The sequence below is a fragment of the Sphingomonas sp. genome (assembly GCF_048595155.1).
Taxonomy (GTDB): domain Bacteria; phylum Pseudomonadota; class Alphaproteobacteria; order Sphingomonadales; family Sphingomonadaceae; genus Sphingomonas_I.
Genome location: NZ_JBMDXN010000073.1, coordinates 1 through 20,583, shown reverse-complemented (window position 1 = coordinate 20,583; position 20,583 = coordinate 1). Strand labels below are relative to the sequence as shown.

Below are 20,583 nucleotides of genomic sequence, written 5' to 3'. Positions count from 1 at the left end.
TTGGAGCGGCCCTTCGTGTTTTTGGCTCAGCAGGCGCTGGGCTCAGCGCGGTCGTCGTGATTTCTTCTTGCCGCTGCTTCCATCGGTGGCAGTCGATTGGTCGGTACCGCTCGTCCCGGGCGTCGTTGTTCCCGTGTCGCCCATGCTGCCCGTTGTCGAGCCGGTCGCACCGGGAGTTCCCATGCCGGTACCGTCCGTATTTGAGCCTGGCTGCGTAGACGTTCCCGCTTGGCTGCCAGGACTTGTCTGGTTCCAGCTGCCCGGTTGAGCCGCGGTGGTTCCCGTGCCGGTCGTGCCAGCCGCACCCGGTTGGCCCGCTGTGGATCCGGTGCCGCCCGATTGACCCGCGGTCGAGCCCGCGGATCCCGTCGAACCCGTCGTTTGGGCGAGCGCGGCCGTGGCAATAGCCATCGACGCAATCAATGTCATGCGCTTGATCATAAAACTCTCCTTGTGGGGAGAACAATACGAACGGGGTGGTAAAATCGATCCCTTTATGAACACTATTACCTTATTAACATAAGTAACATTCTGGCAGAAATGGATGAGTTCGACTCCTGTGATTCAATCTTTACTATGGTGTTGGGAACAACGGGTGCAATGAATCCGTTGTTGCGGCGCCCCAAAACTCAGGAGTAGGACATGAAGATCAGCTTAGGCGCAAAGGCTCTCCCCCTTGGCCTGGCGCTTGCGCTCGCCGCTTGCGGCGGCGGAAGCCAGAACAGCAGCGATACCGCCAACAGCACGACAGATTCCGCAAATATGGTCGATCCCGGTCTCGATAATGGGACGGTGACGGATAATGGCGGTGCGATGTCCGGTTCGGATATGAACGCCGGCATGAGCAGTGACATGAATGGCGCCGCTATGGATGGTACCGGCGGTAACGGCGCAGATGTGGCGGGTAATGCGGGTGCTACCACCAGCACTACGGGCGCAACGGGCGGAACCACACCGTCCCCGCAATAATATAGAGGAAAGAATGGCCCGCCGCGACTGCTGCTCCAGTGGCAAGGATTGGGCCGACCCCCGCCGGCAACCTCCGGTGGGGGTCTCTCTGCTTCAGCGATAGAATGGAGCAACAGCTGATGAGCGTGAGGATCTATCAGAGGATCGAAAACAACATGCAAAATGGCCGCGGCAACGGCCAGGGCTGGGTGTTGGAGTTCGATAATCCCCAACATGTGCATGCGGATCCGCTCACCGGTTGGTCGGGATCGGGGGAGACCCAAGGTCAGGTGATCCTCAAATTTCCTTCGCGCGAGGCTGCTATCCGCTTTGCGGAGCGTGAGGGCCTCCAATATCAGCTGTTCGAGCCCAGCGGCCGCACAATCAAGATCAAGCCTTATGCCACCAATTTCGGCGGCCGCCCGGTGGACGGCTTCTAGCTCGGGGAATCGGACGGCGCATCGCTCGACTGCGCCAGATATATTTCAAGATCGTCGCAGCCGCCGATCCGTTCCCCGTTGAGGAAGATCTGCGGGGTTGTTTCGACCTGATGCTCCGCTTCGAAGGCATCCACCTCCTCGCGCGTCCTCAGGATTCGGTCGTCCACCGTCATCCCATGCTGCTCGAGCAAAGCTTTCGCGCGGACGCCAAAGGGGCAGACATGGTCAGGCAGGATCATGCGGTACAGGATCGCTTCTTCGGCCATTGTACCTTCCTTTTCAAAGCGTTGTTCAGGCTAAGCGCGGCCACCGCGCGCTTGTTCCGTGATCCCTGATTTCGCTCCGATCCGGCGCAACGGATCGTCTGGCGATCTCCCTCGCGAATGAACGCGCGGCGCGCTCGCTCGTTGAGCCTGTTCCAGCTTCAGGAGTGTGTGATGGCGTATGATGGTGAGAATGGCGTGTCAGGCAGCGCGGCGACAGCGCCGCTGATCGATCCCGTGAATAAATTCCCGAAGCCGCCATTCCAGCGTCAGACGCAGCCCTGGCCCGGCCTTGCAAGCAAGATGGACCCGCGTCCTGATCATGGCGAGGAGAGCTATCGCGGCTCGGGGCGTCTCATGGGCCGCAAGGCGCTGATCACCGGGGGTGACAGCGGCATCGGTCGGGCTGCTGCCATTGCCTATGCGCGCGAGGGCGCCGACGTTGCGATCAGCTATTATCCCAACGAGGAAGACGATGCGCAGGAGGTGGTGGAGCTGATCCGTCAGGCCGGCCGCCAGGCGCTGGCCTTGCCCGGCGACCTGCGGGATGAAGCCTATTGCACACAGTTGGTGACAGACGCGATCGCCGGCCTGGGCGGCCTGGACATTCTGGTGATGAACGCCGCGCGGCAGCAGGCGCATGACTCCATCCTCGACATCAGCAGCGAAGATTTCGACGCGACGATCAAGACCAACATCTACGCGCCGTTCTGGATCATCAAGGCGGCCCTGCCGCACTTGCCGGCGGGATCGGCAATCATCGGCACGACGTCCGAGCAAGCCTATGATCCGACGCCGGATCTCTATGACTATGCCCAGACCAAGGCCGCGACCATGAATTATGTGAAGTCGCTTGCCAAGCAGCTTGCGGACCGCGGCATTCGCGTCAATGGCGTCGCTCCAGGCCCGATCTGGACCCCGCTTCAGGTGAGCGGCGGCGCGAGTATGGAGAAGCTGGAGCAATTTGGCGGCGATACGCCGCTCAAGCGACCGGGCCAGCCAGTTGAACTGGCCGGCATCTATGTCCGGCTTGCCGAAAGCGAAGGCAGCTATACCACCGGCAATGTTTTCGGTGCGGGTGGCGGCAAGGGCCAACCCTGATCTGGGGCGCGCCTCCCCGAACGATCGGGGAGGCGCGTGCTTCAGGCCGCGAAGATGCTCTTGGGAATGTGCGTGATCCGGCAGGCGAGGTCAGCCTCGCCCGACGCTACCACATAATGGTCGCCGCCGTCGGCAATGCCGGTGGTGAAGACGACATCGCGCACGTACATCTGATCCTCGTAGGGGCGGGTGAGTTCGGGATTCGCCTCCAGTAAAGGTTCGTGCCGGGTGGCGATGGTTCGCGTGGGATCGTCTCTGTCGAGGATCGACCAATAGGTGCGGTAGATGCCGACGATCTCCTTGGGTTCCACGCCATGCCACAGGGTCAGCCATCCACGATCGGTCAGGATGGGTGGGGTGCCGCCGCCCATGCGCGCGGTGGCTACCGTCGCGGAATGCGGGCGTATTCCGGGGTTCCGGTGGGGCTTCCAATGACGGGCATCGGGGGATGTGGCCAGGTTGATTGATGGGCCGGCGCGCCATTCGCTTCCCGGCGGGTAAGCGAAGTAGAGATCCCCAAGCGGCCGGGTCTGGGCCCAGTAATGATCGTCGATCAAGCCCTCGAAAATCAGCATGTCCTTGTTCTGATGATCCAGGACAATGTCTTCGAAGGTCCAATCCAGTCCGTTTTCGGAGCTGTAGAGCGTGGTCGAGTGACGCTCCGGACTGACGGAGCAGGTTGTCATCAGCCAGCGCTCCCCAACCTTGCTGATCCGGGCATCTTCCAGGCCGTACATCTGGAAGCTGGCATGGGGTGCGATCGCCTTGTCATAGTGATGCGCGACCACGTCCAGCCCGTCCGGCGTGAGTTCAACCGGCAACAGCCAGGCGAGCGAGGTCAGCGCCATGACCTTCCACCCACCCCCGGTGATCCGGAATTTACGCGGATCGGCGGTGTCGGCGAGTTCCAATGGCCAGGCATCCAGCACGAAACGGCCGTCGTCCCATCGGATCGAATGAACCTTGCCGTCAAAGATGGGCGTGCGCAGCGCCTCGGCAACCCGCACCATCATCAGCAGATTGCCGTTCGGCAGGCGGGTCAATGCCGGATTGAAAGCGCCCAGCACATAGGTCTCGACACCCAATTGCCCCGCCAAGGGCGAGCGCGACAGATCGATATCGTCCGGAACAAGGACGAGCTTGTCGATCGGGAAGGTCATTCACTGTCCTGCATGCGCGGTGCGATCGTGAGCTGCTGGACGATGGCCCGGCGCGGCTGGGTCAACACGAAATGGACGCCCACTGCGATATCCTCGGCGCGCAGCATTTCATCGCGGCCGATCATCGCGCGCTGCTCCTCCGGCGGGATGTCGGGTGACTGCATGTCGGATCCGGTCTTGCCAGGCTCGACATTGCTGACCCTGATGCCCTTGGGTCCTAATTCCTTGCGCAACGCTTCCGAGAAGCCTTGAATGCCATATTTGATGCCGGCGTAGATGGTTGAGCTGGGCCCGAGGACATGGGCACTCATCGATCCGATGAAGACGATGTCGCCATGGTCGCCCAGAATGTCCGCAGCGGCGTGCGCGCTTAGCAGGTAGGCGGTAAAGTCGGTGGCGATGGCATAGCGAAGCTTATCTTCGCTCGTATCGCTAAGGCCTTCGGCGGCGAAGGCGGCGTTGATGACCGCGATATCAAGGCCCCCAAGATAGGCATTCGCCGCGTCGAAGAAGCGCCTGACATTGTCCGGATCGCCCAGATCGATCGCGATGCCGTCGCCGCGGCCAACCTGGTTGATCCGCTGCAGTGCGTCTTCCAGATGCTCGGGCGTTCGGCCGCAGATGAAGACATCCACGCCATAGCTTGCCAACAGGATGGCGATCGCCCGGCCAATGCCGGTCGTTCCACCGGTGATGATGGCCTTCCGCCCTTCCAGCGTGGGCTGTTCGGTGTGCGCATCTGCTTCAGAAATCACGGCTTTCTCCTGACTATGGCTCCGAAAGCCCCGTTGAAGGGGAAGTTCCGCTCAGCCGCCTTCGGAAAAAAACTGCGGGACGCAAAGTGGCTTTCGCGCGTTGAGCCGACGTGACGGACAAGATCGAACAACTTCGCTTGCGGATGGAGGCCGCCGCCGCGCGGCTGGACTTCGAAGAGGCGCGCCGCCTGCGTGATCAGTTGAGCCTGGCGCGGGGCGCGCAGACGGAGCTGGCAGACGATACCGACCTGTCCGGCCTGACGCGCCAGCAGCCCGGCCGTATGGGGTTGGGAACAAGCCAGCAGAAGATGACGCCACCCCCGGGATGGCGGCCGCCGCCAAAGCCCGATCCTATGACACGGGGCAAGGCGAAGGGCCGTTCGTAATCGGCTTGCGCAGCGTCGCGATTACGGCTTGAGCCGGCGCATGCACCAGACCTTCTCTTCGATTCCCGTGGCTTGAATGGGAAGGACAATGCTCGACTGCCTGATCATCGGCGGCGGCCCTGCTGGGCTGACCGCGGCGATCTATTTGGCCCGCTTCCACCTTCGCGTGCGTGTGATCGACGCGGGGCATAGCCGCGCTGCATCCATTCCGAAGACGCGCAACCATGCGGGGTTTCCTGAAGGTATCAGTGGCCCGAACCTGCTGCGGCGTATGAACCAGCAGGCACGCATCTACGGCGCGAACATCCGCGATGGCGAAGTGACGGCGCTCACACGGGAAGACGGCCTGTTCCGGGTTTCGGCTTCCTGTGGCGATGTGACCGCGCGGAGCGTGCTGCTCGCCACGGGTGTCGTCAACATACGGCCCGACATGGCCGATGACGTACATGATGAAGGGGTAGCCCGCGGCCTGATCCGCTATTGCCCGATTTGCGACGGCTATGAGGTAACCGACATGCCTATCGGCGTGATCGGCACCGGTGATCGCGGGGCCGGAGAGGCGATGTTCCTCCGCAGCTACACTCCGGATGTTGCCCTGATCGCGCCGGAGGCGGGGCATGATCTGGACGACGCGCAACGCAGCCGGCTCAGCGGGGCTGGCGTCGTCCTGATCGATGGGCCTCCCAGCGCATTCCAGCTGGCGGCGCACCACATCCAGCTGGATACACCACAAGGCAGCCGCAACTTCGCAAGCATCTATCCGGCGCTTGGGTCGGTGATCCGATCGGAGCTTGCGCGGTCGCTCGGCGCGGACGCGTCCGAGGAAGGTTGCCTCGTCGTCGACGATCATCAACGCACGAGCATTCCGGGGCTATATGCGGCGGGCGATGTCGTGAAGGGGCTCGACCAGATCAGCCATGCGATGGGGGAGGGCGGGGTCGCGGCCACGACGATCCGCAACGACCTCGCCGCCAAAGCCCCTCTGCTGCGGGAGGCACACGGGGATCGCAACCCATGACAGGTCGGCACAATTCATTGTGCATCGCAGCATAAATGCCGTACATTGGAGCCAGTTGGCCGTGCTGCATCGCCCCGGTCAGGAGTATTCCGTGAGAAAATTGTCCGAGACCATCGCGCGGCTGGCGGCCATGGCGGAAGCGCGACAGGCCTCCCCGGCCGCAGGCGAAGCCGGCCATCTGCAGACATTGTCGAACTTCGGCACCAATCCCGGAGCATTGACGGCAAAGACCTTCATCCCGGAAGCACTGCCCGAAGGCGCAGCGCTGGTCGTGGTGCTGCACGGTTGCACCCAAACAGCCGATGGCTACGATACGGGCTCAGGCTGGTCGCAACTCGCCGCGCGCGACGGGTTCGCCTTGCTTTTTCCCGAGCAGCGCCGCGCGAACAATCCCAATCTCTGTTTCAACTGGTTCGCACCCGGCGATGCGCGGCGCGGCGCGGGAGAGGCTTTGTCCATCCGCCAGATGATCCAATCGGTGGTGGAAGCCCATAAGATCGACCCTCGCCGGATCTTCATTACCGGCCTGTCTGCCGGGGGTGCGATGGCGTCAGTGATGCTTGCAACCTATCCGGAGCTTTTCGCCGGCGGCGCGATCATCGCCGGCCTTCCTTATGGAAGCGCAAGCAACGCCCCGCAGGCCTTTGATCGCATGCGCGGCCACGGCGGTCCCACCGAGCAGGAGCTGGTCGCCCTTGTCCGTGCCGCGTCCAGCCACACCGGCCCTTGGCCCACTATCTCGGTCTGGCATGGCAGCGGCGATGCGACCGTCAATCCCGGCAATGCGGCCGACATCATCGCGCAGTGGCGGACCCTGCATGGAGTCGCAGCCACGCCAAGCCGCGAAGAGGTCGTCGAAGGCTATCCGCGCCGTATCTGGACCGATTCTTCAGGACGAGACGTCATCGAGGAATATAGCATCACCGGAATGGGCCATGGCACGCCTTTGGCAACACAAGGCGCGCCGGGGTTCGGCAAAGCCGGACCCTTCATGCTGGACGTCCAAATCTCCTCGACAGTGTACATAGCCCGCTTCTGGCAATTGCACGACGGGGCGAGGATGGACGCGCCCCGGCCCGAGGAAGCGCCCGCGCCTGCACGGGCTACCGCGCTTGCGCGGACGGCCGCGGAGACGGTCAACCCGCGGCTGCGCCGCATGCCCGGCCGCCCAGGCCCCGGACCGACCGCGCCGGCAACAGGGGTGGGCAAGGTGATTGAAGATGCGCTCCGGGCAGCCGACTTGATGCGCTAGGCTGGGCACCGGAGCCTGGCTTCGTTCGTTACTGATCCAGGAGGAGATATTCGTTGCCCGATGCACCATCTGCCTGCGTGAATGTGAATACGGCCAGTCAGGAGATGTTGGACAGCGTCGGTGCATTGGCGGGCCACGGATATGAGATCGTACGCTACCGGGAGGAGCGGGGCGGTTTCACAGCGCTTCGCCAGCTCGATGAGGTACCTGGTCTGTCCGGCAAGATCGACGAGGCGACGCGCGCCCAATTGACGCTGTAGCCACCGCAACGGGGCGCGTTCACCCCTTTGAATAATGCTCGACGAAATCCTGGTGCGCCGGCAGCCTGGCAAGCTCCGCCGCGATGCCGCCTTTCAGATCGGACAAGGCGGATCGAAGCTGGCCAGGCTCCATCAATCGACCGAGCTGATGGTAGGAGCGCGGCTCTACCCCTTGCCCCAGCATCACCATGATCCAGCTGTCGATGCGGAACATCTCGTCCGCGCCTTGGTAGGCTGCCGCATTGTCACGGAACAGGGCGATCCGGTTCGCCAGGCTATCAGGAATTGGCATGTCGCGGCACCGGCGCCAGAACGGGCTGTCGTCACGCTCCGTCAATTTATAGTGAAGGATGATGAAGTCGCGAATGTGCTCCATCTCCTTGCGCGACTCTGCGTTGAAGCGGCTCATCGTCGCATCGCTGATCCCGCCGAAGGGGAAGGATTGGATCAGGCGGCTGACCGCGATCTTGATGAGGTGAATGCTGGTCGATTCCAGCGGCTCGATGAAGCCACTGGAAAGGCCCATGGCGATGACATTCTTATTCCATGACTGTTTGCGCGTGCCGGCTTTGAAGCGCAGCAGGCGCGGCTCGAACAAGGGTTTGCCGTCAATATCGGCCAGCAACTTTGCGCGGGCGGCATCGTCCGACATGTCGGCGTCGCAATAGACGAGCCCGTTGCCCACACGATGCTGGAGCGGGATGCGCCAGCGCCAGCCCGCCTCATGCGCGATAGCGCGGGTATAGGGCACCGCCGGGCCGGTGGATTCGCTTTGCACGACCACGGCGGCATTCGTGCTGAGCCACTCGCTCCAATCGACAAAACCGGTCTGCAGCGCTTGTTCGATCAGCAGCGCACGGAAGCCCGTGCAGTCGATGAACAGATCGCCCTCGATGCGCTGGCCGGATGCAAGCTCCAGCGCTTCGACATAGCCGGTCCGCGCATTCTGCAGGACTTGGCTGATCTTGCCTTCGACCCGTTTGACGCCGGCCGGTTCGGCCAATCCGCGCAGGAACCGGGCATAGGCGGTCGCATCGAGATGGTAGGCGTAACTGAGCGTGGATCCTTCCGACGTAGCAAATTTTCCGGCGTGGGCCGCCTGCTGTTCCAGGCTGTAATCGCCATAGTCCCCGCCGAAGCCCTGCCGCCGCGCCTCCAGCCAGAAATGCTGGAAATCGGCCATCCACACCGATTTGCCGACGGTGCCAAAGGCGTGGAAATATTTGTCGCCGATCCGATTCCAGTTCTCGAACGCGATACCGAGCTTGAACGTCGATGTCGTCTCGCGGAGGAAAGCTTGCTCATAAATACCGAGCAGGCTGTGAAACGTGCGGGTGGTGGGAATGGTGGATTCGCCCACGCCCACCGTGCCGATCTCGTCAGATTCCACCAAGGTGATGTCGAGCAGGGGGCCCAGCTGCTTCACCAGTGCGGCCGCCGCGATCCAGCCGGCGGTGCCGCCGCCCGCGATCACCACGCGCTTCACAGTTTGCGCTTCCACCTACGCCTCCCCCAGAGTCATTTTTAGCGGTTGAACTTATTCAGAAGGGTTGCGCGCAGCCGCCGGGCCTTCATCGTATCGAGCGGCGCGAGATTGCCATGCGCAGGCTCCGGCAGATGGGCAATGGGACGCTTCGCATCGCCAAAGATGTAATAATCGAAGATGGCGCGCCATGCCCGCTTTTCGCTGTCGGGGCGGTCCCGCAAACTCAGCATCGCGTGCAGCAGCGTGTTGGCCGGAGAGTCCATATAATCGGGGACCGCGTTCCACCAATAATTGATCATGATGTTGAACGCATCCAGCGCCTGGACATGATGCCACCAGAGCGCCGGATAGACGAGGACGTCGCCCGGCCCCAGCTCGGCGACCTCCCCGGCGGCGATCGCGTCAGCGAACCCTGGATGAAGCTCGAAATCGGGGTCTTCGAAATCGACCATGCTGATCACCTGGCCACCAGGCGTGGGCTCCAGCGGGCCTGGATACAGATTGGCGACCTGCTCCGGCGGGAACAAGGTGAAGCGTCGATGCCCGACCAACGCGCAGGCGATGTTGTTGGACGTGTCGTAATGCGCGGACGCGACCGTGCGATTGCCCAGCCACATGCTGACGAGCGGCTGGGCGGCCAGTTGAGGATGGTCCAGCCGAAGATCATTCTCTGCACGTAGCCCGGGCAGGAACGTATCGACGTCGGTGGAGCCCATATAGAAAGCCGGCGCTTCAGGATCGTCAAGATGCGCCGCGATGCGCGCCATGAACTCGCCGAGCTGAACGCGCTCGGACGTGTAATTCATGGCGGTGGCGGTCGCATCATAGTGGAAGCGGCCCTTGATTGCCGGCGGGCCAGTATATCCGACGACGGGTCGGCCGCTATAGAATGTCGCCAAATAGGCCATCGCGTCGGCAGGAGAAGCGAGGCCATGGCGCACGAGCGGCCAGTCCTTCGCCAACCCCTTGAGGATCACCGGCGTCTGTTCGGTGTACAACGCGTCCCAAGGCACGGTCGCGGGGGTTAATCCCTCGATCGTCTTCGTTGTGCGGGTCGGCCGGATCGTCATTCTGCCTACGCCCCAGCACGCTTGTTCTTGAGATCGATGAGACGCGCGACATTCCCGAGCGAGGCGGCGGCCATGATGGCGGCGCGCAGCAAGCCGCTACGATGCAGCGCTTCCAGCCGCTCTCCGCTGAGATTGGCCAGCGCCTGCTGATCGATCACAAACAGATCGGGCAGGTCGTAGCCCTTTTCCTCGTTGATCTGGATATTCATCGTCACGGGCTGAAGCAGGCCCGCTTCCTCAAGCGCGGCATAGACCTGCGGTGCGCCGGTCAGCCCATCGTAGATCACGCCCAACACGCTTGCGATATGATCGAGATAGGGGGCGTTACCGCCGTGCTGCAGGAACAGCGGAAAACCGTCCTCGACGCCGACGCGGGGATCATCGAGATCGACATGGATCATCGGTTCGCCCGGTGCTTCGCCGTCGGACTGCGGGCGCGTCATCGCCATGGAAAAGGGCCCGCGCCGTTGCGATGCAGGAACATAGGCGCTGGTCCATCGATCATTTTCCAGGAAGAGGTTCTCGTCGCGATCCAGTCCGAGCAGGACAAGCGCCTGCATCCCGTCCTCGCTTTGGCGAAAAACGATGGGGAAGTGTCGCTGCGCCTCTTCGAATTCGGATGGGAAGATCAGCATCTGATTGACGCTGTCGCCGTAGGAGGCGCCGACGCCGATCGCAACCTTGAGATCCGCATGATCGATATTGTTGATAAGGACACGGTTCATCGGTGGCGCGCTCTCCAATCGGGGTTTCTTATGCCCATGGTTTTCCTTACCGCTATACTGCGTTCAGCATGCTGAAAAGCGGCGCCCATGCCGCCGATACAAAAAGCGTCCCAGGCCTCATTCTCACGCCCCGCTCGGCGGCACGGCCCGCTCGGACGACGGGCCTGCAGGAGCGAATGTCGCGAAGATGTTCAAGGTCAGCCGGCCCTGGCGCGGGTCGGGCGACAGCCGGTCCGGCGCGAGGATCTGGCCCGAATGGAACAGGTGGCTGCGATATACGACCAGGCGGTTAAAGCTGGCGGGAACCTCGCTGATCCGCTCGAACCACCGGTCGCGATCATCGATATAGCCGACGCCGAAATCTTCCTGCGCGCGAGCCGCCTGGTACGCCGCCACCCGCTCTTCCGTCAGCGTTTCAAAGCCGGTTGCCCGGTGCCGATAGAAAGCGGTGCCACCAAGTTCCGCCGGACAGAGATAGTGGAGGATGGCGAATTGCCACGCATGCGTCGTATCCACGTGTGGCGCACGCTGTGCGGGGACAAGCCGGTCCGGCGGGAGCGTGGCCACCGAATAGGCACTGTCCACCCGCGCGAGTGTGACAGATCCAAGCCGGAAGGCTTCGATAATCGGCCCGCCCAACGATCGCAGGATCGTTTCAACATAGTCCCGCGGCGCGCGGGCGCGCAGGCCGGGATAGCCTCCGTTCGGACCGTAAGCAGGCGCAAATTGGCTCGTTGCGGCCAGTTCGACGAGCGCTTCGGGATTGGCGATCATCGTGTCGACTTGCAGGAGAGGCTCGCGCTCATTGCCGATGAAATCGGCTGTAGCCCGCGCGCCGGGCGCGAGGGAAAAACGCGACGCCATGACGCGGCCTAGGTCGCGCTGCGGGCGCTGGCAAGCGGGGACGGGCTATGCGCCATGTGTCAGATCTCACGGCCTTCTAGCGCGAGGCAGGTGGGTTTGGGACCGTGGCTGAGGCAGGGCACAAACCACGATCGGCAGAAAAAAGGCCGCTGCGAACAGCGGCCTTTCTCTCTTTACGGTATGCGATGCGCTTAGAAGCGATAGCGCGCGCCAAGCAGGAAGCGGGGCTTCAGCTCCTGCGCGAACACCAGGTTCTTCTTGGTACGCGCATATTGACGCAGGGGTTCGCTCGTCAGGTTGATGCCTTCCAGCGAGACCGCAATCTTATCGTTGATGTCCCAGCTGATGTTGGCGTCGAGCGTACCGAACGGCGCCACGAACAGCGGGTTGCGGCCGTCACCCTGGTTGGTTGCCGTCAGATATTTGTCACGCCAGTTGTACGACAGGCGGGCCGAGAAGCCGTTCTTGTCGTAAATCAGCGTGCCGTTCGCACTATCCCCAAGCCCGGTGAGCGCGAAGATGTTCACGGTGGGGTCTGCGAACGGATCCACCGTCACATTGCCGTCAACCTTCGTGTAGGATGCCGAGAAGCCGAAGCCGCTGGTCCCGAAGAAGTGGGTCCAGGCGAATTCGAAGCCATGGAGCTTGCCGTCCTTATTGTTGATCGGCTTCGAAACCGCGAAGTTGAACAGCGGATCGTCGCTGTTGGCGTTGACGTCCACTGCCCCCAGCACGTCCTGTACGAACTTGCTATTCAACTCACCATTCGCCTCCAGATTACCCTGGAACGCTGCGGTGGCAGCCGCGGCATTTCCGCCATTCTGCGCAAGCAACGCCGTGTAGGTGAACAGGTTGATGTCGGACAACGTATAGTTGTTCGCCTTCAGGAAGGACAATGCGGTTCCGGATCGCGTGCCGGGCGCGCCCGAGCTCGGATCGCGTACGCCCAACAGCGGCTCATTGGTGATACCGGTGCCGATGAAGTTCCTCACCCGCTTGTCGAAGAAGCCCAGCGAGATGAAGCTCGACGGCTTGTAATACCACTCGACCGAGACGTCGAAGTTATCGGAGAGCAGCGGCTTCAGGTTCGGGTTCTGCGAGTTGCCGGTGGCGACGCCGCCAAGTGCCGTCGGACGCGGCGGGCCGTTAACGGTTGCCGAAGCGAACAGATTGCTGAAGTCGGGGCGTGCGAGCGTTCGGCTGAACGAGGCGCGTGCCTTCAACTTGCTGGTGAGTTCGATGTTGAAGTCCACTGCCGGCAACAGGTTGCTGTAGCGGCCCTTGCCCCTGATCGGCGTAAGCCCGACGCCGCCATCGACGAAGAAGTCGTTGTCCGCTGCCCAACGGATCGTGGGGATGCCCTGCAGGCCGAGCGAACGAACGCGGGTCTGCTCGTAACGCGCCCCGATCACGGCTTGCGCCTTGTGCCCGGCGATCTCGCCGTCCCACGTCATTTGCCCGAACACGGCCCAGGTCTTCTCGCGGACCGTATCGTCGAGCGTCGTACCGTTCGACACCGCCTTACCGCGGCTCAGATAATAAGGGCTGAAGATGTCGAGCAGATCAAGCGCATTGCCCTGCACCGCGAACAAGGTCGAGCCGCTGGCTTTCGGGTTATAATGATCGAACTTGCAGGTCAGGCAGAAGGTCTTGATCTGATCGCCTGCCAGCTGTTGCACCAGACCCGTATCGCTGATGCCCCAGTCGCCGAGCAACTGCGTCGTATCGTTACGCGTCGAACGCATGCGGGTATCGATATAGTCGCCGCCAAAGTCGAAGCGGCTGCCTTCGCCCAAATCCCAACCGATCGTGGCACGCGCTTCGTTGATACGCTGGCTCTGCCCCGACGTGACCGTGCGCGCCACCTGCGTGCCGAAATCGCCCAGATCGAGCTGGCCGTTGCAATTGCCGCCGCGACCGCCGTTGGTGGCGTTACAGTCGTTGATCGTTTCCGATTGGACCGGGAAGCCGCTCGAGAAGTCGAGTGTCTGCGTTGCGCGCACCGGCGCGCCGATCGCCACCAGCGTCGCCGATGTGCCGTTGCGATTGTCCGGCGTCGTCTTCGACTTCGAATGATGACCGTCCAGCGTGAGGGTCAGATTGTCGGCGAACTCCCACTTGCCGTTGATGCCGACCGACTTGAGCTGCGTCTCGGTGGCATAGGCCTGCTGCTCGTAGCCCTTGTCGGCCTGGATCGCTTCACCCAGGAAGGTCGCGGTCGGGAAGGGGCTATCGTCGAACGTCACCTGGTTGAACGGACGCTGGAACCAGTTGCCCTCTTCGCTACGGAGTTCCCGCAGCTTGTTGCGGGCGTACAGGCCGTCCACCGTGAATTCGAGTCGCTCAGTAGGCTTGAACTGCAACACACCTTGCGCGTTGATACGCTCACGGCGGTTCTCAGACAGTGCGTAGCGGCTGTCGTTCGGGATCTGCACGAATTGCGCGTTGGTCGGTCGATTGGTGACCACGGCGTTCGGCGCCAGATAGGTGCCGGAATTGAAGAAGGTGTCGACCGGAACGATGTTCCAATAGTTTTCGCTTCCGCTTACCGACGCTGAGTGGCGAAGCTGATAGCTGCCGAACACGGCCGCGCCGAACGTCTGAGCTTCGTTGGTCCAGTTCAGGACGCCCGAGACTTCCGGCGTGACGCGATGCTTCTTCATCTCGGAATCTTCGACCGAGTTGTCGTACAGCGCCTTGGCGCCGATCGAACCGCTGAAGCCCGACTCGCGCGAATCCAGCGGCTTGCGGGTGATGATGTTGATCGTGGCGCCGATGCCGCCCGATGGAATCGATGCGCGGCCGGTCTTGTAAACCTCCAGCGTGCTCACGCCTTCCGACGCGAGGTTCTGGAAGTCGAACGAGCGCCCCGTGCCGCGTGCGAACGCGTTGGCACCGCTGGTATCGACGTTCGACGCCGGCATCTGACGACCGTTGACCGTCACCAGGTTGAAGCCGCCCGAGAAACCGCGAACGGCGACCTGCGAACCTTCGCCGTTGACGCGGTTGATCGAGACGCCGGTGATGCGCTGAAGCGATTCGGCGAGGTTGGTATCCGGGAACTTGCCGATATCTTCGGCAGAAATGGCGTCGACGACGCCGGCGGAATTACGCTTGATGTCAATCGCGCGATTGAGCGATGCGCGGATGCCGGTCACGACGACTTCGTCGGTGGCATCCTGCTGTGCGACCGCATCGGCAGCGCCAGGTTGTGCGTTGGTGGCGGTAGCGCCTGCGTTATCGATCCCTGCGCCGCTCTGCGCGAATGCGGCGGCGGGCAGGAGCAAGCATGCGGCAACGGCCATAGCAGACGCCGAGCGAGCGAGCTGAAGCCTCGAAACATTCATAAAATATCCCCCCAATGTCAGCTGGCTCACGGCCGCTGATCGGCTGGTATCAGGTCACCGGCGGTCACCCTGAACGCCCGCCTATCCTGCGGAGATATGAAGTCAATTCGACCAAAAGAATGTAAACGTATACACGGAAAATGACAGCGCAGTCATGGCAACATTAACCTTCGGGAGTGCAAAAATGCCACGAATTGCTGCGGTGCAACATCCGTTTTCGTTCTTTTATAGTATGTTTGCGCAAACATTAGTTGCTGGATTCGGATGATGAAGGGGTGAAAACTAGATCGTCGCGGATGCTGCCAAAGGGGGGAAGACGAGATGACACTGATATTGGGATTCGCTCTTCTGATAGGTATTGTTGCCGGACTTCGCGCGTTCATGGCGCCAGCGGCGATAAGCTTCGCCGCGCGGTACGCGGGGCTCGACCTCGGCGCGACGCCGCTGGCGGTGCTCGGGTATCGCTGGACACCCTGGATTTTGGGTCTGCTGGCATGCGGAGAACTGATCTCGGATCAGCTGCCAACCACGCCCAGCCGCAAGGTTCCGGCGGCCTTCGCCGCGCGGCTGATCACGGGGGGTGTCTCCGGTGGCGCCATCGGGGCTGCGCATGGCCTGCTCTGGCCGGGCGGGATTGCCGGCGTGGTCGGCGCGGTTATCGGTACGCTCGGGGGCGCGGCTGGGCGGGCCAGATTGGCTGCTGCATTCGGCCGCGATCGGCCGGCTGCAATCCTTGAAGATGTGATCGCTATCATCGTCGCTGGCGCGATTGTAATGGCGGCAGCATGACCCAGAAATTCGATGCGATCATTGTCGGCGCGGGACAGGCCGGCCCCGCACTGGCCGGACGTTTGACCGGCGCCGGGATGAAGGTGGCCCTGGTGGAACGCCACCTCGTGGGCGGAACTTGTGTGAATACCGGGTGCAAGCCGACGAAGACGCTGATCGCGAGCGCCTACGCCGCCCACATGGCCAGGCGCGGCGCCGACTTCGGCGTGAAGACCGGCGTCATTGCGATCGATATGCCGGTCGTGGCGGCGCGGGCGCGCAAGATCATCTTGGATTCGCGCAGCAGCAACGAACAATGGCTGGAGGGCATGGAGGGGCTGACCTTCCTGCGCGGCCATGCGCGGTTCGAAGGTCCGCACATCATGCGTGTCGGCGACCAGATCCTGGAAGCGCCGAAAATATTCCTCAACGTTGGTGGCCGAGCGGCCGTGCCGGACCTTCCCGGCGTGCACGACGTCCCGTTCCTGACGAACAGCAGCATCATCCCGCTCGAACAGGTGCCCGACCATCTCGTCGTGGTGGGTGGCTCCTATATCGGCCTGGAATTCGCGCAGATGTATCGGCGCTTCGGCGCACGGGTCACGGTGGTGGAGATGGGCCCGCGCCTCATCTCACGTGAAGACCCGGACATTTCCGATGCGGTACGCGCGATCCTGGAAGGGGAGGGTATCGAGGTCCGCACAGACGCCTGTTGCATCAGTCTGGCGCGTCACGCGCAGGGCGTCTCGATCGGGGTCGATTGTACCGAAGGCGCGCCTGAGGTTGTGGGTAGCCATGTGCTGCTGGCGGTCGGCCGCCGCCCCAACACCGACGATCTCGGCCTCGACAAGGCCGGCGTTGCCACGGATGCCAAGGGGAATATCGTCGTTGACGACAGGCTGGCCACCAACGTCGAAGGCATCTGGGCGTTGGGCGATTGCAATGGCCGTGGCGGCTTCACGCATACGGCGTGGAATGATTATGAAATCGTTGCCGCCAACCTCTTGGACAAGGCTGACCGCAAATTGTCCGATCGGATCCTGGGCTACGCGCTCTACATCGATCCGCCATTGGGGCGGGTCGGGATGAGCGAGACGCAGGCGCGTGCCAGCGGCCGGCCGCTGCTCATCTCCACCCGGCCCATGACCCGCGTCGGCCGCGCCGTGGAAAAAGCGGAGTCGCTGGGGTTCATGAAGCTGGTGGCCGATGCGGAAACCAGGCGCATCCTGGGTGCGGCGATTCTCGGCACTACCGGCGATGAGGCCATTCACGGCATTCTCGACATGATGAATGCCGATCAGCCGATCGAGACGCTGCAATGGGCGGTGCCGATCCATCCGACGGTATCGGAGCTCCTACCGACCTTGGTCGGGGATTTGCGACCCGCGTAACGATTGGACTCGGCCCACGCATGGGATAGGCTGCGCGACCAACTTCATCCCAAGGACACTGCCGATGCTGCGTTCGTTTCTGTGCCTGGCTCTGCTATCGGCGGCTCTGCCCGCAGCTGCCACCGCCGCGCTTCCTGTCGGTGCGAGCGCGCCCGATTTCGCGACCCAGGTCAGCCTGGCCGGCAAGCCGATGCCCTTCTCTCTCAAGCAGGCGCTGAAGAAGGGGCCGGTCGTGCTGTATTTCTATCCGGCGGCGTTCACCTCGGGCTGCACGATCGAGGCGCACGATTTCGCCGAAGCGACGGATACGTTCAAGAAACTGGGCGCGACGGTCATCGGTATGTCGGCCGACCCAATCGACAAGCTCAACAAGTTTTCCGTTTCCGAATGCCGCAACAAATTCGCGGTCGGCTCGGCGACGCCGGCTACCATCAGCGCCTATAAAGTGTCCTTGCCGAAGAACCCGGCCGTCTCCGATCGGACGTCCTATGTGATCGCGCCCGACGGCAAGGTGATCTTCGCCTATTCGGCCATGGATCCGGCCGGCCATGTCAAGGGCACCATGGGGGCGGTGAAGAGCTGGGCCGCCCAGCATAAGCACGGATGAGCGACGCTCAACAACTGATCGAGCGCCATGGTCTGGCACGCCACCCGGAGGGGGGCTGGTATCGTGAAACCTGGCGCGCGAACGCGGCACCCGGCGAACGCGCCGCCGGCACGGCGATCCTGTTCCTGCTGGAGCAAGGCCAGCGCTCGCATTGGCACACTGTGGACGCCGACGAGCTGTGGCTATGGCACGCCGGGGCTGCCATCGAACTGAAGGTCGGCGACCAAACTCAGAAGCTGGACGCCGCCAACCCGCAGGTGGTCGTGCCCGCCGGCGCTTGGCAGGCGGCCCATGCGGCCGACGGCTGGGGACTGGTCTCGTGCGTCGTCGTGCCCGGCTTCGATTTCGCCGGCTTCACGCTCGCGCCACCTGGCTGGGAGCCCGATTTCTCCGCCTGATGATGGGGCGCTGCCGAAGAAGGCGGGTTGGCGCGACCAACCTCTCGCTTCGGCAGCCGCCTTGGAACGCCGGTCGGTTAGGCTGGCTGGCCGACCTCTTCCCACCGCGGATAGTCAATATAGCCTTCTTCGCCCTGCGTGTAGAACAGGTCGGGGCGAGGCGGGTTGAGCGGCAGCTTCTCCAGCAGCCGGCGCGGCAGATCGGGATTGGCCAGGAACAGCCGGCCGAAGGTGATGGCGTCGGCTTCGCCATGATCCAGTGCCGCCTGGCCGTCTTCCAGCGTGTAATCGGCATTCAGGATCAAAGGGCGGGAGAAAGCCTTGCGGATGACGGGATGCACTGGCGCCACGTCGGGAAGCCCCCGGGTGCCGCCCGGACGCGGCTCGCGCAGTTCGACCCAAGCCGCGTGTTTTTCGTCGAGCAGTTTGGCCGCCGCGGCGAACAGCGCATGGGGATTGCTGTCGTTGACGCCCTGTGACTCGCCATTGGGCGACAGCCGAATACCGACCTTGTCGGCGCCGATCGTCGCCACGAGCCGATCGACCACTTCGCCGAGCAGGCGGATACGGTTTTCGATCGGGCCGCCATATTGGTCTGTGCGGAAGTTGCTGTTGTCGCGCAGGAATTGGTCCAGCAGATAGCCATTGGCGGCATGCAACTGGATGCCGTCGAACCCCGCCTTCAGCGCATTCTCTGCCGCCCGGGCATAATCGTCCAGCAAAGCGGGGATCTCGTCCACCTCCAGCGCACGCGCCGCCTGATAAGGCTGGTTGCCGGAGTAGGTATGGGCATGGCCCGGAGGCGCCGTGGGCGAGGCCGAGACGGGCTGGCCTTCATTGACGTCGGGGTGGCCGACCCGACCCATGTGCCACAGCTGCGAAACGATCCTTCCGCCTTCTTCATGCACGGCGGCCGTCACGGCCTTCCACCCTTCGACCTGGGCGTCGTTCCAGATTCCCGGCGCATAGGGCCAGCCGAGCGCGATCCGGGAAATGCCGGTCGCCTCGCTGATGATCAGGCCGGCGGATGCCCGCTGGCGATAATATTCCGCCATGATCGGCGTGGGGACCGCCTCGCGGGTTGCACGGCCGCGCGTGAGCGGAGCCATCAGCATGCGACTGGAAGCGTGGATCGAGCCCAGCTGGATTGGATCGGTAAGGCGCGGCATGTTCGATTTTCTCCCTGCTGCCTGTGCAGCACGGCGGCGATATGGGGTGCCTTGAGTTCTGGGCCAGCCAAGAGATGCTTGGAAGTTAAAAAGCGCTGCTTGAGAGCCTTTCCGTGCCTCGCGCGTTCAAGCGCGTGAAGAGCAGGAGCAAGATATGGCCGACATTCATTGGGATCACGAAGCCAGCCTGATGCGGGTGACGCAGGTCGACACCGCCGCAGACGCGTTTGAAGAGTGGATCGCGCGCGGCACCTTGCGCGAAATGGTTGCACGCTTCCTCGAACTTTCACCCGCCCAGCAGGACGGATTGCTGCTGCGTGCGTCCGGTCCCGATTGGACCGAGGAATATGACAGCGACGCCATCAGGGAACTTGCCGAGCGGCCGGAATATACCGGCGTCTACGGCGCCTATGATACGGCCGAACCGGGCGAGGACACGGAAGCGCTGCGTGAGGTAGATCGCTAGGCAAATCTCTCCCCAGCGGCGAGAATTGAGCGCATGGTGGCGGCAAACGGGAGCCACCATGCCGAAGATCGATCTCAGCCTGATCCAGGAAACCAATCGTACGGGCTATCCGCCCCCGTATAATCAAGCGGTTGCAGGGCGATGGTACCGAAGGTTGGCGCCTGCCACCGGCCTGACCGCCTTCGGCATCAGCTATGTCCGGCTGGAACCTGGTGCCTGGTCATCACAGCGCCACTGGCACAAGGGCGAAGACGAATTCGTCGCCATCCTTTCCGGCCAGGTGACGTTGATCGATGACGAAGGCGAGCATCTGCTGGCCGCGGGCGATTGTGCCGCCTTTCCCATGGGGGAAGAGAATGGCCATCATCTGGTCAATCGCGGCGAGCAGGATTGCATATTCCTTGCCATGAGCGGAGGTGCCGATGCGGGCGGCGCCTATCCCGACATCGACATGCTGTTCACCCCCAGCGGATATACTCGCAAGGACGGTACCCCATATCCCACCAGTCGCGCGAAGTAGCTGTGGAGAGCATGCGCATGTGTAGTCGGAGTAAAAGGCGCGATCCGTTCAAGAAAACGGCGTCATCTATGGTTGCAGCCGGGGTTTCCCTCCTGCATAAGTCGGACTAATCGAAGGATTGCGTGCGCCGAATGCCCGCGACGTTCGATGGGGAGGACGTCAATGAAACACGCCATTGCCATCATGCTG

23 protein-coding genes are annotated in these 20,583 nt (G+C 62.7%); 13 read left to right on the top strand and 10 right to left on the bottom strand.

Annotation, left to right across the window (positions count from 1 at the left end; genetic code table 11):
• Positions 1-42: 42 nt before the first annotated feature.
• On the bottom strand, positions 43-441 hold the full coding sequence (locus tag ACOJSI_RS11550; RefSeq protein ID WP_420138440.1) for a hypothetical protein: 399 nt from the start codon (positions 439-441) through the stop codon (positions 43-45).
• 201 nt (positions 442-642) lie between these two features.
• Here ACOJSI_RS11550 and ACOJSI_RS11545 point away from each other — a divergent pair, with 201 nt between their 5' ends.
• Entirely contained in the window at positions 643-969 is a 327-nt protein-coding gene (locus ACOJSI_RS11545) for a hypothetical protein (RefSeq protein ID WP_420138439.1), read from the top strand.
• Between the two features lie 119 nt (positions 970-1,088).
• A complete protein-coding gene (locus tag ACOJSI_RS11540; RefSeq protein WP_420138438.1) occupies positions 1,089-1,388 on the top strand; it encodes an ETC complex I subunit in 300 nt (99 codons plus the stop codon).
• Here the strand turns inward: ACOJSI_RS11540 and ACOJSI_RS11535 are convergent.
• Entirely contained in the window at positions 1,385-1,654 is a 270-nt protein-coding gene (locus ACOJSI_RS11535) for a glutaredoxin domain-containing protein (RefSeq protein ID WP_420138437.1), read from the bottom strand. The two genes, ACOJSI_RS11540 and ACOJSI_RS11535, sit on opposite strands and share 4 nt — an antisense overlap.
• Positions 1,655-1,825: 171 nt before the next feature.
• Here ACOJSI_RS11535 and ACOJSI_RS11530 point away from each other — a divergent pair, with 171 nt between their 5' ends.
• Positions 1,826-2,752 carry an SDR family oxidoreductase gene (locus tag ACOJSI_RS11530; RefSeq protein WP_420138436.1) on the top strand — a complete coding sequence of 309 codons (927 nt, stop codon included), beginning with the start codon at positions 1,826-1,828 and terminating at the stop codon, positions 2,750-2,752.
• A 41-nt stretch (positions 2,753-2,793) separates the two neighbouring features.
• Here ACOJSI_RS11530 and ACOJSI_RS11525 read toward each other — a convergent pair whose 3' ends face one another.
• Together ACOJSI_RS11525 and ACOJSI_RS11520 are read right to left on the bottom strand one after the other, a co-directional pair.
• Positions 2,794-3,912: a glycosidase gene (locus ACOJSI_RS11525; RefSeq protein ID WP_420138435.1), complete on the bottom strand. Its 1,119-nt coding sequence runs from the start codon at positions 3,910-3,912 to the stop codon at positions 2,794-2,796.
• Entirely contained in the window at positions 3,909-4,667 is a 759-nt protein-coding gene (locus ACOJSI_RS11520; RefSeq protein WP_420138434.1) for an SDR family oxidoreductase, read from the bottom strand. The genes ACOJSI_RS11525 and ACOJSI_RS11520 overlap by 4 nt, the downstream gene beginning before the upstream one ends.
• 110 nt (positions 4,668-4,777) lie before the next feature.
• On the opposite strand from ACOJSI_RS11520, the gene ACOJSI_RS11515 reads away from it, so the two are divergent.
• The 4 genes from ACOJSI_RS11515 to ACOJSI_RS11500 all read left to right on the top strand — a co-directional run bounded on the left by ACOJSI_RS11515 (position 4,778) and on the right by ACOJSI_RS11500 (position 7,583).
• Positions 4,778-5,053: a UvrB/UvrC motif-containing protein gene (locus ACOJSI_RS11515; protein ID WP_420138433.1), complete on the top strand. Its 276-nt coding sequence runs from the start codon at positions 4,778-4,780 to the stop codon at positions 5,051-5,053.
• 88 nt (positions 5,054-5,141) lie between these two features.
• Entirely contained in the window at positions 5,142-6,071 is a 930-nt protein-coding gene (locus tag ACOJSI_RS11510; RefSeq protein ID WP_420138432.1) for an NAD(P)/FAD-dependent oxidoreductase, read from the top strand.
• A 91-nt stretch (positions 6,072-6,162) separates the two neighbouring features.
• On the top strand, positions 6,163-7,323 hold the full coding sequence (locus ACOJSI_RS11505; protein ID WP_420138431.1) for an alpha/beta hydrolase family esterase: 1,161 nt from the start codon (positions 6,163-6,165) through the stop codon (positions 7,321-7,323).
• Between the two features lie 53 nt (positions 7,324-7,376).
• A complete protein-coding gene (locus ACOJSI_RS11500) occupies positions 7,377-7,583 on the top strand; it encodes a ComEA family DNA-binding protein (RefSeq protein WP_420138430.1) in 207 nt (68 codons plus the stop codon).
• A 19-nt stretch (positions 7,584-7,602) separates the two neighbouring features.
• Here the strand turns inward: ACOJSI_RS11500 and ACOJSI_RS11495 are convergent, their stop codons facing one another.
• The 5 genes from ACOJSI_RS11495 to ACOJSI_RS11475 form a co-directional block, all read right to left on the bottom strand.
• On the bottom strand, positions 7,603-9,084 hold the full coding sequence (locus ACOJSI_RS11495) for a tryptophan halogenase family protein (RefSeq protein WP_420138429.1): 1,482 nt from the start codon (positions 9,082-9,084) through the stop codon (positions 7,603-7,605).
• Positions 9,085-9,107: 23 nt separating this feature from the next.
• Positions 9,108-10,139: a cupin-like domain-containing protein gene (locus tag ACOJSI_RS11490; RefSeq protein WP_420138428.1), complete on the bottom strand. Its 1,032-nt coding sequence runs from the start codon at positions 10,137-10,139 to the stop codon at positions 9,108-9,110.
• A gap of 5 nt (positions 10,140-10,144) precedes the next feature.
• On the bottom strand, positions 10,145-10,864 hold the full coding sequence (locus tag ACOJSI_RS11485; RefSeq protein WP_420138427.1) for a SapC family protein: 720 nt from the start codon (positions 10,862-10,864) through the stop codon (positions 10,145-10,147).
• Between the two features lie 123 nt (positions 10,865-10,987).
• The gene (locus tag ACOJSI_RS11480) at positions 10,988-11,728 is read right to left on the bottom strand and encodes a DUF6445 family protein (RefSeq protein ID WP_420138426.1); all 741 of its coding nucleotides are present in this window, start codon (positions 11,726-11,728) and stop codon (positions 10,988-10,990) included.
• A gap of 191 nt (positions 11,729-11,919) precedes the next feature.
• Complete coding sequence (locus tag ACOJSI_RS11475) at positions 11,920-15,033, bottom strand: TonB-dependent receptor (RefSeq protein WP_420138425.1); 3,114 nt, start codon at positions 15,031-15,033, stop codon at positions 11,920-11,922.
• Positions 15,034-15,456: 423 nt separating this feature from the next.
• Here ACOJSI_RS11475 and ACOJSI_RS11470 point away from each other — a divergent pair, with 423 nt between their 5' ends.
• From ACOJSI_RS11470 to ACOJSI_RS11455, 4 genes are all read left to right on the top strand, one after another.
• Positions 15,457-15,864: a DUF4126 domain-containing protein gene (locus ACOJSI_RS11470; protein ID WP_420138424.1), complete on the top strand. Its 408-nt coding sequence runs from the start codon at positions 15,457-15,459 to the stop codon at positions 15,862-15,864.
• Positions 15,861-17,234, top strand: coding sequence for an FAD-containing oxidoreductase (locus tag ACOJSI_RS11465; RefSeq protein WP_420138423.1), 1,374 nt, complete (start codon positions 15,861-15,863; stop codon positions 17,232-17,234). The genes ACOJSI_RS11470 and ACOJSI_RS11465 overlap by 4 nt, the downstream gene beginning before the upstream one ends.
• Positions 17,235-17,298: 64 nt before the next feature.
• Positions 17,299-17,841, top strand: coding sequence for a peroxiredoxin (locus ACOJSI_RS11460; RefSeq protein ID WP_420138422.1), 543 nt, complete (start codon positions 17,299-17,301; stop codon positions 17,839-17,841).
• On the top strand, positions 17,838-18,239 hold the full coding sequence (locus ACOJSI_RS11455) for a cupin domain-containing protein (protein WP_420138421.1): 402 nt from the start codon (positions 17,838-17,840) through the stop codon (positions 18,237-18,239). Before ACOJSI_RS11460 ends, ACOJSI_RS11455 begins: the two co-directional genes overlap by 4 nt.
• Positions 18,240-18,316: 77 nt before the next feature.
• Here ACOJSI_RS11455 and ACOJSI_RS11450 read toward each other — a convergent pair whose 3' ends face one another.
• Entirely contained in the window at positions 18,317-19,408 is a 1,092-nt protein-coding gene (locus tag ACOJSI_RS11450; protein WP_420138420.1) for an alkene reductase, read from the bottom strand.
• A gap of 154 nt (positions 19,409-19,562) precedes the next feature.
• On the opposite strand from ACOJSI_RS11450, the gene ACOJSI_RS11445 reads away from it, so the two are divergent.
• Positions 19,563-19,874 carry a hypothetical protein gene (locus ACOJSI_RS11445; RefSeq protein WP_420138419.1) on the top strand — a complete coding sequence of 104 codons (312 nt, stop codon included), beginning with the start codon at positions 19,563-19,565 and terminating at the stop codon, positions 19,872-19,874.
• Positions 19,875-19,932: 58 nt separating this feature from the next.
• Positions 19,933-20,394: a cupin domain-containing protein gene (locus ACOJSI_RS11440; protein WP_420138418.1), complete on the top strand. Its 462-nt coding sequence runs from the start codon at positions 19,933-19,935 to the stop codon at positions 20,392-20,394.
• The last annotated feature ends 189 nt before the right edge of the window (positions 20,395-20,583 follow it).

Coding starts and splice junctions, on each gene's coding strand:
- ACOJSI_RS11550 (WP_420138440.1), bottom strand. CDS start 441: ATGATCAAGCGCATGACATTGATTGCGTCGATGGCTATTGCCACGGCC.
- ACOJSI_RS11545 (WP_420138439.1), top strand. CDS start 643: ATGAAGATCAGCTTAGGCGCAAAGGCTCTCCCCCTTGGCCTGGCGCTT.
- ACOJSI_RS11540 (WP_420138438.1), top strand. CDS start 1,089: ATGAGCGTGAGGATCTATCAGAGGATCGAAAACAACATGCAAAATGGC.
- ACOJSI_RS11535 (WP_420138437.1), bottom strand. CDS start 1,654: ATGGCCGAAGAAGCGATCCTGTACCGCATGATCCTGCCTGACCATGTC.
- ACOJSI_RS11530 (WP_420138436.1), top strand. CDS start 1,826: ATGGCGTATGATGGTGAGAATGGCGTGTCAGGCAGCGCGGCGACAGCG.
- ACOJSI_RS11525 (WP_420138435.1), bottom strand. CDS start 3,912: ATGACCTTCCCGATCGACAAGCTCGTCCTTGTTCCGGACGATATCGAT.
- ACOJSI_RS11510 (WP_420138432.1), top strand. CDS start 5,142: ATGCTCGACTGCCTGATCATCGGCGGCGGCCCTGCTGGGCTGACCGCG.
- ACOJSI_RS11490 (WP_420138428.1), bottom strand. CDS start 10,139: ATGACGATCCGGCCGACCCGCACAACGAAGACGATCGAGGGATTAACC.
- ACOJSI_RS11485 (WP_420138427.1), bottom strand. CDS start 10,864: ATGAACCGTGTCCTTATCAACAATATCGATCATGCGGATCTCAAGGTT.
- ACOJSI_RS11480 (WP_420138426.1), bottom strand. CDS start 11,728: ATGGCGTCGCGTTTTTCCCTCGCGCCCGGCGCGCGGGCTACAGCCGAT.
- ACOJSI_RS11475 (WP_420138425.1), bottom strand. CDS start 15,033: ATGGCCGTTGCCGCATGCTTGCTCCTGCCCGCCGCCGCATTCGCGCAG.
- ACOJSI_RS11470 (WP_420138424.1), top strand. CDS start 15,457: ATGGCGCCAGCGGCGATAAGCTTCGCCGCGCGGTACGCGGGGCTCGAC.
- ACOJSI_RS11465 (WP_420138423.1), top strand. CDS start 15,861: ATGACCCAGAAATTCGATGCGATCATTGTCGGCGCGGGACAGGCCGGC.
- ACOJSI_RS11460 (WP_420138422.1), top strand. CDS start 17,299: ATGCTGCGTTCGTTTCTGTGCCTGGCTCTGCTATCGGCGGCTCTGCCC.
- ACOJSI_RS11455 (WP_420138421.1), top strand. CDS start 17,838: ATGAGCGACGCTCAACAACTGATCGAGCGCCATGGTCTGGCACGCCAC.
- ACOJSI_RS11450 (WP_420138420.1), bottom strand. CDS start 19,408: ATGCCGCGCCTTACCGATCCAATCCAGCTGGGCTCGATCCACGCTTCC.
- ACOJSI_RS11445 (WP_420138419.1), top strand. CDS start 19,563: ATGGCCGACATTCATTGGGATCACGAAGCCAGCCTGATGCGGGTGACG.
- ACOJSI_RS11440 (WP_420138418.1), top strand. CDS start 19,933: ATGCCGAAGATCGATCTCAGCCTGATCCAGGAAACCAATCGTACGGGC.